Source organism: Streptomyces sp. DSM 40868 (assembly GCF_011820545.1).
GTDB classification, from domain to species: domain Bacteria; phylum Actinomycetota; class Actinomycetes; order Streptomycetales; family Streptomycetaceae; genus Streptomyces; species Streptomyces eurythermus.
On sequence record NZ_CP050504.1, the window covers coordinates 4,024,798 to 4,038,808 of the forward strand.

The 14,011-nt window shown below is 71.0% G+C and carries 15 protein-coding genes; 7 read left to right on the plus strand and 8 right to left on the minus strand.

Annotated elements, in window-relative coordinates:
- Positions 1-45: 45 nt before the first annotated feature.
- Positions 46-3,000, minus strand: coding sequence for an FAD-binding and (Fe-S)-binding domain-containing protein (locus HB370_RS18135; protein ID WP_063766416.1), 2,955 nt, complete (start codon positions 2,998-3,000; stop codon positions 46-48).
- Positions 3,001-3,156: 156 nt separating this feature from the next.
- Between HB370_RS18135 and serC the strand changes: the two genes are divergently transcribed.
- Entirely contained in the window at positions 3,157-4,275 is a 1,119-nt protein-coding gene (gene serC / locus HB370_RS18140; protein ID WP_030779397.1) for a phosphoserine transaminase, read from the plus strand.
- A 63-nt stretch (positions 4,276-4,338) separates the two neighbouring features.
- Here serC and HB370_RS18145 read toward each other — a convergent pair whose 3' ends face one another.
- Positions 4,339-4,518 carry a DUF397 domain-containing protein gene (locus HB370_RS18145; RefSeq protein WP_030779400.1) on the minus strand — a complete coding sequence of 60 codons (180 nt, stop codon included), beginning with the start codon at positions 4,516-4,518 and terminating at the stop codon, positions 4,339-4,341.
- The gene (locus HB370_RS18150) at positions 4,515-5,384 is read right to left on the minus strand and encodes a helix-turn-helix transcriptional regulator (RefSeq protein WP_167512995.1); all 870 of its coding nucleotides are present in this window, start codon (positions 5,382-5,384) and stop codon (positions 4,515-4,517) included. The genes HB370_RS18145 and HB370_RS18150 overlap by 4 nt, the downstream gene beginning before the upstream one ends.
- Positions 5,385-5,523: 139 nt before the next feature.
- On the opposite strand from HB370_RS18150, the gene HB370_RS18155 reads away from it, so the two are divergent.
- The gene (locus HB370_RS18155) at positions 5,524-5,946 is read left to right on the plus strand and encodes an ATP-binding protein (protein ID WP_063766417.1); all 423 of its coding nucleotides are present in this window, start codon (positions 5,524-5,526) and stop codon (positions 5,944-5,946) included.
- Positions 5,947-6,143: 197 nt separating this feature from the next.
- Here HB370_RS18155 and HB370_RS18160 read toward each other — a convergent pair whose 3' ends face one another.
- Together HB370_RS18160 and HB370_RS18165 are read right to left on the minus strand one after the other, a co-directional pair.
- The gene (locus HB370_RS18160; RefSeq protein ID WP_030779408.1) at positions 6,144-6,992 is read right to left on the minus strand and encodes a helix-turn-helix transcriptional regulator; all 849 of its coding nucleotides are present in this window, start codon (positions 6,990-6,992) and stop codon (positions 6,144-6,146) included.
- Between the two features lie 18 nt (positions 6,993-7,010).
- On the minus strand, positions 7,011-7,400 hold the full coding sequence (locus tag HB370_RS18165; RefSeq protein ID WP_342450962.1) for a DUF6879 family protein: 390 nt from the start codon (positions 7,398-7,400) through the stop codon (positions 7,011-7,013).
- Between the two features lie 31 nt (positions 7,401-7,431).
- On the opposite strand from HB370_RS18165, the gene HB370_RS18170 reads away from it, so the two are divergent.
- Positions 7,432-7,665 (plus strand): DUF397 domain-containing protein, encoded by a 234-nt coding sequence (locus tag HB370_RS18170; protein ID WP_030779410.1) that lies wholly within the window; start codon positions 7,432-7,434, stop codon positions 7,663-7,665.
- 83 nt (positions 7,666-7,748) lie between these two features.
- Complete coding sequence (locus HB370_RS18175; RefSeq protein ID WP_030779413.1) at positions 7,749-8,240, plus strand: hypothetical protein; 492 nt, start codon at positions 7,749-7,751, stop codon at positions 8,238-8,240.
- On the opposite strand, the gene HB370_RS18180 is transcribed toward HB370_RS18175, so the two are convergent.
- A complete protein-coding gene (locus HB370_RS18180; protein ID WP_030779415.1) occupies positions 8,237-8,671 on the minus strand; it encodes a MarR family transcriptional regulator in 435 nt (144 codons plus the stop codon). The two genes, HB370_RS18175 and HB370_RS18180, sit on opposite strands and share 4 nt — an antisense overlap.
- A gap of 98 nt (positions 8,672-8,769) precedes the next feature.
- Here HB370_RS18180 and HB370_RS18185 point away from each other — a divergent pair, with 98 nt between their 5' ends.
- Together HB370_RS18185 and HB370_RS18190 are read left to right on the plus strand one after the other, a co-directional pair.
- Positions 8,770-9,501: a glucose 1-dehydrogenase gene (locus HB370_RS18185; RefSeq protein WP_030779418.1), complete on the plus strand. Its 732-nt coding sequence runs from the start codon at positions 8,770-8,772 to the stop codon at positions 9,499-9,501.
- Between the two features lie 212 nt (positions 9,502-9,713).
- Entirely contained in the window at positions 9,714-10,463 is a 750-nt protein-coding gene (locus HB370_RS18190; protein WP_030779421.1) for a hypothetical protein, read from the plus strand.
- Between the two features lie 93 nt (positions 10,464-10,556).
- Here HB370_RS18190 and HB370_RS18195 read toward each other — a convergent pair whose 3' ends face one another.
- Both HB370_RS18195 and HB370_RS18200 read right to left on the minus strand, forming a co-directional pair.
- Positions 10,557-12,095, minus strand: coding sequence for a cellulase family glycosylhydrolase (locus HB370_RS18195; protein ID WP_030779424.1), 1,539 nt, complete (start codon positions 12,093-12,095; stop codon positions 10,557-10,559).
- 158 nt (positions 12,096-12,253) lie between these two features.
- A complete protein-coding gene (locus HB370_RS18200; protein ID WP_030779426.1) occupies positions 12,254-13,231 on the minus strand; it encodes a hypothetical protein in 978 nt (325 codons plus the stop codon).
- Positions 13,232-13,329: 98 nt separating this feature from the next.
- Between HB370_RS18200 and HB370_RS18205 the strand changes: the two genes are divergently transcribed.
- Entirely contained in the window at positions 13,330-14,004 is a 675-nt protein-coding gene (locus HB370_RS18205) for a GDSL-type esterase/lipase family protein (RefSeq protein ID WP_030779428.1), read from the plus strand.
- Positions 14,005-14,011: the final 7 nt, after the last annotated feature.

The window sequence follows — 14,011 nt, forward strand, 5'->3', positions numbered from 1 at the left end:
GACCTGGAGGGTCGGTCTCCCGGCCGAGGGGGAGCCGTGCCGCGTTCACCGGCTGCCGTCCGCCCGGTCCAGGGCCTCCGCCAGTACCTCCGCCAGGTGGCGGCCCCGGACGCCGGCCAGCTGGTCCAGCTGGGTGCGGCAGGAGAAGCCGTCGGCCAGGATCACCGCGTCCTCGGGCGCCTGCCGTACCGAGGGCAGGAGCTGGTCCTCCGCACAGGCCCGGGAGACGTCGAAGTGGCCTTTCTCGAACCCGAAGTCGCCCGCCAGGCCGCAGCAGCCGCCGCTCAGTTCGCCGGTGAGGCCGGCGGCGGCGCGCAGCCGGCGGTCCGGGCCGTCGCCGAGCACCGCGTGCTGGTGGCAGTGGGTCTGGCCGGCCACCGGACGGTCCACGGCGGGCGGGGTCCAGTGCGGGGCGTGCCGCTCCAGGGTTTCGGCGAAGGTGAGGACCGTGGCGGACAGCCGGGCGGCCCGCGGGTCGTCGGGCAGGAGTTCCGGAAGGTCGGTGCGGAGGGCGGCGGCGCAGCTCGGTTCCAGGACGACGACCGGTGCCCCTGCCCGCAGCACCGGTTCCATCAGGTCAAGGGTGCGGCGCAGTACCGTACGGGCGCGGTCGAGCTGGCCCGTGGAGACGTAGGTCAGGCCGCAGCAGACCCGGGCCCGGCGGGCGGTGAGCAGCGCGGCGGCCGAGCGGGTCCTGCCGTCGCCGATCGCCCCCTTGCGCGGCAGCAGCGTCGGCGGGAGCGCCACCCGCAGTCCGGCCGCCTCCAGTACGCGGACGGCGGCCTGGCCGACGGACGGCGCGAGGTGCTCGGTGAAGGTGTCGGGCCAGAGGACGACGAGGTCGCCGGGGGTGGAAGTGGGTGCGCTCTCAGTCGGCGACGCACCCGGCGTCGTCGGCTTTCGCTTGCGCCACCAGGTGGTGAACGTCCGGGGCGCCAGGCGGGGGATGTCCCGTTCCGGGGCTGTTCCGGCCAGGTGTTTGCCAAGGCCGGCCAAGGGGCGGGTGGCGGCCAGCGTGTTGAGCAGCGGGGCCAGGTGTGCGCGGGACGCCCAGCGGAGCCATTCCGGGAGGCGGCCCATGCTGTAGTGGGCGGCCGGGCGGCGGCGGCCGGCGTAGTGGTGGTACAGGAACTCGGCCTTGTACGTGGCCATGTCGACGCCGGCGGGGCAGTCGGAGCGGCAGCCCTTGCAGGACAGGCAGAGGTCGAGGGCGCCCAGGACTTCCCGCGACTGCCAGCCGTCGGTGACCAGGTCGCCCGCGAGCATCTCGTGCAGCAGCCGGGCCCGCCCCCGGGTGGAGTGCTCCTCCTCGCCGGTCGCCCGGAAGGAGGGGCACATCACGGCCGGGCCGGAGACGGTCGTCGTACGGCACTTGGCCACACCGACGCAGCGGCGGACGGCCGCGCGGAAGTCGCCGCCGTCGGACGGGTAGGCGAAGGCCACGTCGACCGGCCGGCGGGGCAGCACCGAGAAGCGCAGGTTCTCGTCCAGCCGGGCCGGGCGGACCAGCATGCCGGGGTTGAGGAGGTCGTCCGGGTCCCACACCGCCTTGGCCCGCTCGAACAGCCCGACCATCTCGGCGCCGTACATCCGCGGCAGCAGTTCCGCGCGGGCCTGGCCGTCGCCGTGCTCCCCGGACAGGGAGCCGCCGTGGGCCACGACCAAGCCGGCCAGTTCCTCGGAGAAGCGGCGGAAGCGGCCGACGCCGGCCTCGGTGAGCAGGTCGAAGTCGACGCGGACGTGGATGCAGCCGTCGCCGAAGTGCCCGTACGGCGTGCCGCGCAGTCCGTGGGCGGCCAGCAGCGCGCGGAACTCGCGGAGGTACCCGCCGAGGCGGGCGGGCGGGACCGCGCAGTCCTCCCAGCCGGGCCACGCTTCGGAGCCGTCGGGCATCCGGGTGGCGGTGCCCGCCGCGTCCTCGCGGATGCGCCACAGACTCCGCTGGGCGGCCGGGTCGGTCACCACCAGGGAGTCCACGACATCGGCCGCGCGCACGATCTCCTCCGCACGCGCGCGTGCCTCAGCCGCCGTCTTTCCGCCGGTCTCCACGAACAGCCAGGCGCCTCCCCCGGGCAGCCCCGCCCCGGCCGGGACCAGATCGGCGGCCATGCCCTCCACCGTGAGCGGGCCGAGCGGCAGCAGGCCCGCGGCGGCCTCGGCGGCGGCGCTCTCGTCGGCGTACGCCAGCACGGCCAGCGCCCGCGCGCGGGGGCTGTCGACCAGGCGGACCACGGCCTCGGTGAGGATGCCGAGGGTGCCCTCGGAGCCGCAGAAGGAGCGGGCGACATCCGCGCCCTTCTCGGGCAGCAGCGCGTCCAGCGCGTACCCGGAGATCCGGCGGGGCAACTCCGGGAACCCCGTCCGCAGCCGCGCCAGCTCGCCCTCGGCCAGCTCGCGCAGCCCGTCCGGGGCGCCCGCCCACCCCTGCCCGAGCCGCAGCCGCCGCCCGCGCGCGGTGATCACGGACAGCTCCCGCACGCTGTCCGCGGTCGTGCCCCAGGCGACCGAGTGGGAGCCGCAGGAGTTGTTGCCGATCATTCCGCCGAGCGTGCACCTGCTGTGCGTGGAGGGGTCGGGGCCGAACCGCAGTCCGTGCGGTGCGGCGGCCTCCTGGAGCCGGTCCAGGACGAGCCCCGGCTGCACGACGGCCGTACGGCTGCCCGGGTCCAGCTCCACCAGGGCGGTCATGTGCCGGGTGAAGTCCAGCACCACGCCCGTGCCGGTCGCCTGCCCGGCGATGGACGTGCCGCCGCCGCGCGCCACCACCGGCACCCCGCGCTCCCGGCACACCTCCAGCACGGCGGCCACGTCGTCCGCGTCCCTCGGGGCCACGACGCCCAGCGGGACCCGCCGGTAATTGGACGCGTCCATGGTGACCAGTGCCCGGGCGGTCACATCGAACCCGACCTCGCCCCGCACTGCCTTACGCAGCGCCCCCGCGAGCGCGGCGACATCCGCGTCCCTGACGTCCCCCGCGACTTCTTCCCCACGATCCGTCATGCGTCCAGGATGCATCCGGCCACGCACAGTCACCGAAAGTTTTCCACAGGTGCGCACTAATAGTCGTACGACATCACAAGTCCACGACCCGGTGATCTCGTCTCATCGAACGGACAGAACTCCACCCGGGCTTCTTCCAGCGGCTAACCTCCTCCCGTGGCCGACATCCAGATTCCCGCTGACATCAAGCCCGCCGACGGACGTTTCGGCGCGGGCCCCTCCAAGGTGCGGACCGAGGCGCTGAACGCCCTCGCCGCCACCGGCACGTCCCTGCTGGGCACCTCCCACCGTCAGGCGCCGGTCAAGAACCTGGTCGGCAAGGTCCGCGAGGGCATCTCCGAGCTGTTCTCGCTGCCCGAGGGCTACGAGGTCGTCCTCGGCAACGGCGGCTCCACCGCCTTCTGGGACATCGCCACGCACGGCCTGATCGAGAACAAGTCACAGCACCTCACCTTCGGCGAGTTCTCCTCCAAGTTCGCCAAGGCCGCCAAGCTCGCCCCCTGGCTGGCCGAGCCGACCGTCGTCGCCGCCGACCCCGGCACCCACCCGGAGCCGCAGGCCGAGGCGGGCGTCGACGTCTACGCCTTCACCCACAACGAGACCTCCACCGGTGTCGCCATGCCGATCACGCGCGTGGCCGGCGCCGACGAGGGCGCGCTCGTCCTCGTGGACGCCACCTCCGGCGCGGGCGGCCTCCCGGTCGACATCGCCGAGACCGACGTCTACTACTTCGCCCCGCAGAAGTCCTTCGCCTCCGACGGCGGCCTGTGGATCGGCGTCTTCTCCCCCGCCGCGATCGAGCGCGCCGAGCGCGTCCACGCCTCCGGCCGCCACATCCCGGAGTTCTTCTCGCTCCCGACGGCGATCGACAACTCCCGCAAGAACCAGACGTACAACACCCCGGCCCTCGCCACCCTCTTCCTCCTCAACGAGCAGCTGGAGTGGCTCAACGGCCAGGGCGGCCTCGCCTGGTCCACGGCCCGCACGAAGGACTCCTCGACGCGCCTGTACACCTGGGCCGAAGAGTCCAAGTACGCCACCCCGTTCGTTTCCGACCCGGCCAAGCGCTCCCAGGTCATCGGCACGATCGACTTCGCCGACGAGATCGACGCCGCCGCCGTCGCCAAGGTGCTGCGCGCGAACGGCATCGTGGACACCGAGCCGTACCGCAAGCTCGGCCGCAACCAGCTGCGCATCGCGATGTTCCCGGCGATCGACCCGGCGGACGTCGAAGCGCTCACGAAGTGCGTGGACTACGTGATCGAGAAGCTCTGACCTTCTGAGTACGACGCGAAGGGCGCCCGGTGCTTGCCGGGCGCCCTTCGCGTGTACGGGCCGTTATGCGAACTGGCGGATGAAGGCGTGCCAGCTGTCGCGGGAGACGGTGAGAAGGGGGCCGTCGTGCTGCTTGCTGTCGCGGACGGCTCGGCCGCCGGGAGCCGTGTCGGCGACCTCGACGCAGGCGTTCTCCTGACCCGAGTACGACGACTTCCAGAAGGGACTTACAACCTCGGTCACGATGGCTCTTCCTTCAGGCTCCGCAGTATGCCCCGGATGAGCTTCGCGCTCGCTTCCGGCGCCAACGCCGCTGATCGTAGTAGGTCGAACGCGTTGGCGTAAGCGGCCAGGTCCTCGGGCCCTTCGAGGACCGACGTGCCCCGCAGATTGTCCATGGCGACTGCCTCGACCGTCGGCTCCTCGTCGAAGCTGAAGGAATAGAAGGGAGCCGAGTAACCGGCCAACGCTCCCGCGCTGAACGGCAGGACCTGCACGGTGACGTTCTTCCGCTTTCCGATCTCAAGAATGGCGGCCAGCTGCTCCCGGTGGACCTCCGCGTTCATCAAGGGATGGGCGATGACCGCCTCCCAGAGGATGGCCGTGTACGACGCTCCGCCTTCCTCGATCTTCGCTTGCCGTGCGAGCCGCACCTTCACCAACTGGGCGACGCGTTCCGACTCGATGTAGTGCGGCCCATCGGCGATGACGGCTTCCGCGTAAGCCGGAGTTTGCAGGAGTCCTGGCACCATGACCGGCTGCCACTCACGGATGTATGTCGCATCGTCCTCGAGCGCGATGTGGTCCAAGTAGTCAGGCCGAAGATGCTCTGCGTGCTCGAGCCACCAGCCTCGATTCTTGGAGTGCTTGGCCAAGTCCGCCAGTTTGGCGCGTACGTCCGCATCAGTGATGCCGTACGCGTCCAGCAGCAGGCGCACTTCGATCACGCGCGGCGTGGCATGTCCGCTCTCGATGCGGCTGATTCTGGCTTGGCTTGTGGCGATCGCCTCGGCGGCCTGGGGCTGGTCGAGCTTGGCGGCCTGCCGGTACTGCCTGAGGGCTGTGCCAAGTCGCCTGCTGCGTACGGTCGGTCGTCCACCTGCGGGCATGGGATCTCCCCTCTCCTTCCGGAAACCCTGCCACACCGATTGACCGCGCGGGGCGTGCATAACTCGATCGAGTGAAACTCATGCATACATTTCTCGATTTCCATTGCAGAAACCTGCATGTATTTCTACGTTCAGGCCCATGCCCTCAACCGAGACATTCCACATCCCCACGCACCGGCGGCACGTACCGACCGCTCGGCACTACGTCCGCAAGGCCCTCGCCGACTGGGGAATCACCGATGAACTCGCCGACCGAGCCACCCTGTCGGCCAACGAACTCGTCACCAACGCCGTGAGCCACTGCCGGGTTTCCGACGCCCGGGTCCGGGTCACGCTCGCCCTCTGCCGCTGCGAATTGGTCCTGGAGGTCTCCGACCCGGACCGGGACCGGCTTCCCTCGCCCCGCTGTCCCGGGCTGGACGAGGAGGGCGGGCGCGGACTGGCCCTGGTGGACGCGTTGGCCGACGCGTGGGGGCATCGGCAGGGGCCGTACACCAAGACCGTCTGGGCCCGCTTCACCCTCCCCCTCCCGGAGACCCCCCATGTTCTGGACCACCCGTAACACAACAGGTGCGGCACAGCCCCACGCCCGGCGCCTGCCGAACCCCCACGACGCCCGCTGGCGCCGCTGGGCCAAACGCTTCCGCGCCGCCGGCCACCGGCTCCCGTTCCCCCGCGACGAGGAGTGCTGGCAGACCCCGGCCCCCGCACGAACGCCCTTGTGGGAACCCTCCGATGACGTCGTACGGCCGTACGTCCTCAGACCTTGATACTCCGCCGCACCCGGGCGATCACCTGCTGCGCCTCGGCCCCGAACACCGCCGACTCCGCGAAGGTGTCCCACACGCGGCGATACAGAGCGATCGTTTCGGCGTCGTCCAGCCAGAGTTCGGCGTGCCAGTCCTCGACCACGACCAGACGCTCGTCCAGGACGCAGAACCCGTTCGCCGGATTCAGACCCAGCTTCGCGTCAAGAGGCACAATCCCCAGGTGCACGGTGTCCATCCCCACGACACCAAGCAGACGGTCCAGTTGTGCCGCCAACATGTCCGGCGGACACACCCGGGCCCACAGCGCCCCTTCCCACACCAGCAGATGCAACTGCTTACCCGGACGGTACAGCCACTCCTGCCGTTTCATTCGGGCGCGCACCGCATCCTCCGTGTCACGCGGGGAATTCTGGAGCTGCGAGTGACCCTGGAAAACGTGTCGGGCGTAGTCGGCGGTCTGGAGCAATCCGGGGACGAGGCTGGTCTCCCACTCACGCACAATCGTGGAGTTGGAGATGACGGTGTTCCAGGAATCCTGAACAGGGCGGTGCCCCGCCGCGAGCTGGCGTCGCCAGGACCGGATCTGGCTCTCGAAGCCCTTGAGGCGGGCACACAGCTCGTCACCGGCCGCCGGCTGCCCGGTGGCGTCGGCCCACGAGCGGAGATCCTCGACCGTGGGGGTCTGCCTGCCGTTCTCCAGCTTGCTCACCTTCGACTGGGGCCACCCCAGCCGCTGGGCGAGTTCCGTACCGGTGAGCCGACCATCAGGGTTTTCGATGCGCAGTTCTCTGAGCCTGCGGCCCAGTTCCTCGCGCGCCCTCTGATAGTCCGTGCTCACCGGTACCCGCTCTTGTCCTTACACGTCGCTGCGCATCCCAGCCGCGAACTGCTCCCGCGGTACAGCGTGATGCCAAGCAGCATCTCGCACCATGGAGTAACGCACCACCTCTGCGGGCTCGGTGATCAGGTCCACGTGCGTGAGCTGGTCGTCGTCATCGAACCGGAGAAGCGCGACGAGGCGGCTGTCGAACAGCCAGAAGTCCTCGGCGGGAAGCCGAAGCCGTTCCGCGTCGGCACGCCACACGTTGCGAATGTCCTCGCCGAGGCCGATGTTCCACTTGGCGCTCTCGAAGAGGTACCGCTGGCCGAGGGTGGCGGGCCGGTCCACGATGCGCACCCGTTCGACCCGCTTGCCCTGCGCGACCTGCGTGCGGATCTTGTCACTCCAACGGCGACGGCCGGACACGGCCGTGACAGTGGAGCAGGAAGGTACAGCGATGGTGAACGGAAGTGACCTGTACGCGCTCGACCTCAACGGCGCCTCGTTCCTCAAGGCGTGCGGCGGGAACACCCACCCGGACGGCGAGGCCTGCGTGACCCTCGCCCGTATCGGCGAGGACGCCTGGGCCCTCGGTGACAGCAAGCGGCCCGACCTGGAGCCGCTGCGGTTCACCACGAACGAGTTGAGCGCCGCCGGGATCGACCCGGCCCGCTTCGGCCTGGCCCGCTGAGCCCTTATCCGAACAGCCTGCCGGTTCCGGCCCGTTGTCGTTCGGGCCGGAACCGGCCGCGCAGCGCACTGAAGAGGACCCGGGTGCACCACCACGCCTACCTCTGGACCGGCCCCAAATCCCGCTTCGACGAGGAAGCCTTCCGGCGCCCGCCCCACCCCGAGCCGCCCCCGCCCACCGGCAGCCCGGAACTGATCCAGCGGTACCGTCTCGCCACCGTCGAGTTCCCCAGCTCCGACCTGCCACCGCTGGAGACCGCGTACTGGCTGGTCAAGCCCCGCGCGATCGTCAAGGGCACCTGGTCCGAGCCGTCGGCCGCCGCCGCCTGGCTCGGGGACCGGCTCACCGAGTACGCGCCCCGGTTCGCCGCCGAGGCGCACCGCGCCCCCGGCCGCCTGGCCGCCCTCCTCGCCTCCGCCGCCGAACGGCTGACGGCGGGCGGTGACATCTCGCTCGGGTTCTACCTCGAACAGCCCGCGTTCCTGTCGCTCGCCCTCGTGACCTGCGCCCCCAACCGCGCGCTCCCCGAGGTGCCCTGCCCCCTCCTGGGCGCGCCCGGAACAGCGGGAACCTAGCGCCGCTCCTCCAGCGCCCGCGCCGCCGCCGACCCGAGCCGGGCGAGCGTGTCGCGGTCCGACGCGGACAGGGTGGCGCACTTCTCGGCCACGACGCCGGCGAACGTCTCGCGCAGCCGCCGGCCGGCCTCGCGCCCCTCGTCGGTCAGGGTGACGCGGCTGACCCTGCGGTCGGCCGGGTCGGGGGCGCGCCGCACGAGACCGCGCCGTTCCAGGCGGTCGACCATCCCCGTGACGTTCGTCTTGTCACAGCCGAGCAGCCGGGCCAGCTCTCCGAAGGAGGGCGTGGAGTGCTCCAACTGGCACAGCAGTTCGGCCTGCTGGAGGGTGAGCCCCGCCTCGCGGGCGCCCGCGCCGTAGCGCAGCGCCACCTGCCGGTGGAGCACGGAGAGAGCGCGGGCGAGGTCGTGGTCTTCGGTGCCGGGCCGCATGTCCCGATCGTAACCGCCCGCGGACATTTGGTTGACATCATCGACCAAATTGGTCGAGTGTATCGACTAACGAGCTGGTCAACTTTTGGGAGTGCCGCATGGACCGTCGTGTCGCCGTCGTCACCGGAGCCTCGCGCGGAATCGGCAGGGCCGTGGCCGAACGCCTGGGCGCGGACGGCGCGGACGTCGTCGTCAACTACCTCTCCGACGCGGACGCCGCGGCACAGGCCGTCGCCGCGATCGAGGCGGCGGGCGGCCGGGCCACCGCCGTACCCGCCGATGCCACCGAACCGGACGGGCTGCGGCGGCTGTTCGACACCGCCGAGCAGGTGTACGGCGGCCTGGACATCGTGGTGTGCAATGTCGGCGTGGCCCGCTTCTCCCCCCTCGCGGAGACCACCGACGACGCCTTCGACCTGATGTTCCGCACCAACACGCGCGCCACCTTCCTCGCGCTGCGCGAGGCGGCGCTGCGGATCCGCGACGGCGGCCGGATCGTCGTCGTCTCCAGCGGTACGGCCGTCACCCAGCGCCCCGGATCGGGCGTGTACGGAGCGTCCAAGGCCGCGGGCGACGCGCTCGTGCGCACCCTCGCCCAGGAACTGGGGCCGCGCCGCGTCACCGTCAACAGCGTGCTGCCCGGCGCCACCGACACCGACGCCCTCGCCGGCCAGCTCACCCTCCCCGAGCGGGAGGAACTGGCGCGCCGGATTCCCCTGGGCCGCCTGGGCCGCCCCGACGACATAGCGGACGTGGTCGGCTTTCTGGCCTCCGACGCGGCGCGCTGGGTGACGGGTCAGGCGATCCGGGCGGGCGGCGGAATGTTCTGACCCTTCTCTTTCGCCGGGCGTTCACTCTGATTTAACCGCACCCCCGCACCGCATTTCCGGGCACGACAGCGGAGATCAGGATTCCAGTTCCTGTCGAAATTCCGTGACAATAGGAAGACAGTGGTGTCGTATACGCCTACTTATCGTTTTCTCGTCGCCGCTCCGACGAATCCTGTCTTCCGCTGTTCGCGCACGTTTGAGGAGCCTTTTCCATGTCCGCGTTCGCACGCCACCGCCGCGCACTCCTGACCGCCTCGGTCCTTCTGACCGCTCTCGGCACCACCGCCGTCCTGCCGGTGGCGACCGCCTCCGCCGCCCCCACCCTCAAGGCCGGCAACACCGCCAAGGCCGCCAAGACCGCCCCCAAGCCCAACCCCGCCGGCCGTTACGCCGGCAAGGCCGTCGCCGTCGGCAAGGACATGGTGGCCGTCCTGCGCAACGACCCCAAGGCGGGCGGCCCCGAGGCCTGGATCCGTGCCGTGCCGAAGAACTGGCGCTCGGGCGACCCCTACATGGGCCGCACCCTGGCCAAGCTCGACCGCGGTCACGTCACGGCCGCGCAGCGCGGTCTCTCCCTGCGGCTGGTCGACCCCACGGGCTCCAAGCCCGCGCTCCGGGTGACCGGCGCCAAGGGCGGCCCGCGCACCTACGCACTCCCGAAGGTCGGCACCCCCGATGCCCGGGGCTGCACGATCATCACCGAGCACTTCATCGGAGCTGGGACCGTCGCCGTGCTGAGCAACGGCCTGAGCGGTCCGTCGGCGTTCTTCAAGGACGCCGGTGACGGCACGCGCTTCGCCGGAGTCGTCAACCGCGCCCACCCCTCGCTGCCCAAGAGCGCCGGGTTCCTGGCCCAGATCGTCGACCCCAACGGGGCGGCGCCCAAGCTCCGCACCAACATGGAGGGCGGCGGCCACCCCGCGTCCACCACTCCGTTCCCGGCTCCCGGGTGCGTGAAGTAACCACTTCGGGCCGCAGCCACTCCCCTCCTACGACGACGAAGGGCGCCCGGTGCTCGCCGGGCGCCCTTCTCTCATGCCACCGCGCGGGTCAGCTCATGCCGCCGTGCAGGTCAGCGTCGGTGTCGCCGCCCCGCCCGGCGCCGCTCCGAAGCCGAAGCTCGCCGAACCCCCGGCCGCCAGGCCCCCGTTGTGAGCCGCGTTCACCACCGTCACGCTCGCACCGCTCTGCGTGTAACTCGCGTTCCACATGGACGAGATCTTCTGGGCACCGCCCCACGTCCACGTCACCTTCCAGGACTTGAGGGCGACCGTGCCGGTGTTGCTCACCTTCACCTCGGCGTTGAAGCCGCCGCCCCAGTCACTGCTGACGGTGTAGGACGCGGTGCACGCGGGCGTGCTGCCGCCCCCGCCGCCGTTGTCCCCGCCACCGCCACCGCCGCTCCCGCCGCCCGGGAACAGCGGCGCCTTGATCCCCGCCAGATACCCGTCCTTGACCGTGTCGACGGTCGTCCAGTCGTCCTTCAGGATGCCGCCGGTGTCACCGGAGTTGGGGTTCAGCGACCAGTAGGTCCAGTGGAAGGAGTCCGCGCCGTACGTCGACGTCGGCCTCAGATAGTCCGCCAGCGCGGCCAGCCACTTCTGGTCGACGGCCGACTGGAGCGTCGTACCGAACTCGCCCACCCACACGGGGGCGATGTTCTGCTTGAAGATGTAACCCCAGTACTTGTCCCAGACGCCCGGCATGTTGGCCGGGAAGGACGGGTCGCTGAACCAGCTCTGCTGGGCCACGCTCGTGGCGTAGTCGTGGGCGGAGTAGACCACCCGGCCCGGCACGCTGAGCTGCACAGGGTACTGGGCGACGCCCATCAGGTTGCCGCCCCACCAGCCGGACACGCCGTTGTACGTCTGCACGCCCTCGACGAAGACGAGCAGGTCCGGGTTGACCGAGAGCACCGCGTTCCCGGCGCGCTGGGCCGCCAGGCGCCAGTCGGTGGCCTGGTCGCCGCAGCCCCAGCACGCCGGGTCGTGCGGCTCGTTGTGCAGGTCGATGCCGATCACCGTGTCCTGGCCCTGGTAACGGGCGGCCAGCGACTTGAGATTGGCGATCCACGTCGACTCCGGGACGGACGCGGTGTACCAGAGCGCCGACTGGCCGGCCGAGTCCGGGCGGTGCCGGTCCAGGATGACCTTCAGCCCGTCCTGGCCCGCGTACGCGACGATCCGGTCCAGTACCTGGAGCGAGGTCAGGCCCTGGAGGTCGGCGTTCTTGCCGGCGGAGACGTCGATGCCGCTGGGCGTGGCACCGGCCTTGAAGATGTCGTCGCTGTACGGGATCCGGAGGGTGTTGTAGCCCAGCGACTTCACCTGGTCGATCATGCTCTTGTAGTCGCGGGACCACAGGCCGTGGACCACCAGGTTGCTGGTCTCGAAGCCGAACCAGTTGATCCCGGCGATGCGCACCGGCTGGCCGGCCGCGTCCAGGATCTGCCGGCCGCTGGTGTGCCAGTAGCCGGCCCCGGGGGCGGCGGCGGCCGTGGGCGCGTCGGCCGCCTGTGCCGCGTAGGCCCCGGTCAGAGGCAGGAGGAGCGCCGCCGCAGCGGTGCACAGCGCTCTTCGGAGGGTGCGGAACATGTGTCGGTTCCTCTCGGCAGGCGCGGCGGCCTACTTGGAATGGGAGCGCTCCCAAGCGCCGCGCACCGCACAGGAAACCCAGATCAACATGAGCACGTCAATACCTGCGGCGCACCTCGGTACACACGGCCGGCCCGCCGCGGCCGACGCCCGCCCGGTCAGCTCCGCCGCAGCCGGCGCAACCCCAGGAACGCCGCCACCCCGACGGCCAGGATCACGGCGCCCACCTTCAGGCTCGGAGTGCCGCCCTTGTCCCCCGACCCGTCGGAACTCCCCTCCCCCGACGGCGACTCGGCAGCGGACCGTTCGGGAGCGTCGGCCGCCTGTACGGAGCTGTCCGCGCCCTCGCTGCCGTACATCAGCTTCGTACCGTCGGCGGAGTACGACACGGACTCGCCCTGCCCCTGGAACGGCACGTCCAGCCGCCCCCGCCGCTTGATCCGGCCGTCGTTCCAGTCGTAGTAGACGCCCCCGAAGTAGCCGCGCACCGCGAGCTGCCGGCCGTCCGGGGAGAACGCGGCGTCGGTCGCCCACAGATCGACCGGCGCGACCTGACGGAAGACGTTCGCACCGGATGTGGAGAGGGCGGCCGGACCCTCGTACAGGTGCCCGCCCTCCTCGTTCTTGTCGACGATGTACACGCGCCCGGTCTTCGGGTGGACGAGCAGCGACTCCGCGTCGCGCGGACCGTCGGCGTACTTCACCACGTACTGCGTGGCCGTGACCGTCTGGTCCGTCAGCCGCTCCGGCTCGGGCAGCTTGTAGATCCACACGTACGGCCACTTCCCGCCGAAGTTGTCGCCGATGTCACCCACGTAGATCTGGTTGTCCGGTCCGATGGAGATGGCCTCGACATCGCGCGGCGTACCGATCCCGCGCAGGGTGATCCGGGCGACGGTCCGGCCGGTGGCACTGTCCACGGCGTACAGGTACGGCCCGTCGTCGCTGTCGTTGTGCGTCCAGTAGACGCCCGGGTGCTGCCGGGAGGCGGCGAGCCCGCTGGACTCGGTTATCCGCGGGTCCTTGATGGTGAACCCCTTGTCCCCCGCGCCCTCGGCGGTCCCGGTGGCGGAGGCGGGCAGCGCGCAGGCACCGGCGAGCAGCACCCCGGCGAGTACGGCGAACGATCGACGCATGAGCCAAGCCTGCCATCCCCGCAGGGGGACCGGGGGAGGTGGTCGGCCTCACACACCCCGGCGGTCCACGGGCCCCGGCCATCGTCCATGATGAGCCGATGCTTAGGTTCATGCCCGTGGGCGACTCCATGACGATCGGGAGCGCGGGCGAACACACGTGGCGTTACCGGTTGTGGCGGCACCTGTGCGAGACGTACGGCGGCCCGTTCACCTTCGTCGGGCCGCGCGAGACGCTCTACGACCAGCAGGCCGGCGCCCCGACGTCCCTCGCCTACGCCGAACCCGGCTTCCCCCGCGGCCATCTGGCGGGCTGGGGCGAGGGCTGGCAGCACATGACCCCGCTGATCGGCGAGGCGGTGCGCGCCCACCGGGCCGACGTGCTGCTGGTCTCCCTCGGCCTGATCGACCTGGGCTTCTACACCAACGCCGAGCAGACGGACGAGAACGTACGCGTGTTCGTCGCGAGCGCGCGGGAGGCCCGCCCGCGGATACGGATGGTGCTGCTGCCGGTCATACCCAACGTGCGGGCCGCTTCGGACGCGCCCTTCGCCGAACAGGTGGACCACTTCAACGCCCTGCTCGCCAAGACCGTCGCCGACCTGGACGAGGCACGGTCGCCGCTGCTGCTGGCCTCGCTGCCCGAGGAGTGGGACATCCACACCGACACCTACGACGGCACCCATCCCAACGCGAACGGGGAGCACCGCATCGCGGGGGCGTTCGCGGGGGCGATGTGGGAGGCGTGGGGGGTCGGACGGCCGTACGGGGACTGATCAAGTC

What these genes read in the sequence shown, in the direction of transcription:
- HB370_RS18135 (WP_063766416.1), bottom strand. Translation starts at nt 3,000, where the DNA reads ATGACGGATCGTGGGGAAGAAGTCGCGGGGGACGTCAGGGACGCGGAT.
- HB370_RS18150 (WP_167512995.1), bottom strand. Translation starts at nt 5,384, where the DNA reads ATGCCCGCAGGTGGACGACCGACCGTACGCAGCAGGCGACTTGGCACA.
- HB370_RS18155 (WP_063766417.1), top strand. Translation starts at nt 5,524, where the DNA reads ATGCCCTCAACCGAGACATTCCACATCCCCACGCACCGGCGGCACGTA.
- HB370_RS18170 (WP_030779410.1), top strand. Translation starts at nt 7,432, where the DNA reads ATGGTGAACGGAAGTGACCTGTACGCGCTCGACCTCAACGGCGCCTCG.
- HB370_RS18180 (WP_030779415.1), bottom strand. Translation starts at nt 8,671, where the DNA reads ATGCGGCCCGGCACCGAAGACCACGACCTCGCCCGCGCTCTCTCCGTG.
- HB370_RS18185 (WP_030779418.1), top strand. Translation starts at nt 8,770, where the DNA reads ATGGACCGTCGTGTCGCCGTCGTCACCGGAGCCTCGCGCGGAATCGGC.
- HB370_RS18190 (WP_030779421.1), top strand. Translation starts at nt 9,714, where the DNA reads ATGTCCGCGTTCGCACGCCACCGCCGCGCACTCCTGACCGCCTCGGTC.
- HB370_RS18195 (WP_030779424.1), bottom strand. Translation starts at nt 12,095, where the DNA reads ATGTTCCGCACCCTCCGAAGAGCGCTGTGCACCGCTGCGGCGGCGCTC.
- HB370_RS18200 (WP_030779426.1), bottom strand. Translation starts at nt 13,231, where the DNA reads ATGCGTCGATCGTTCGCCGTACTCGCCGGGGTGCTGCTCGCCGGTGCC.
- HB370_RS18205 (WP_030779428.1), top strand. Translation starts at nt 13,330, where the DNA reads ATGCTTAGGTTCATGCCCGTGGGCGACTCCATGACGATCGGGAGCGCG.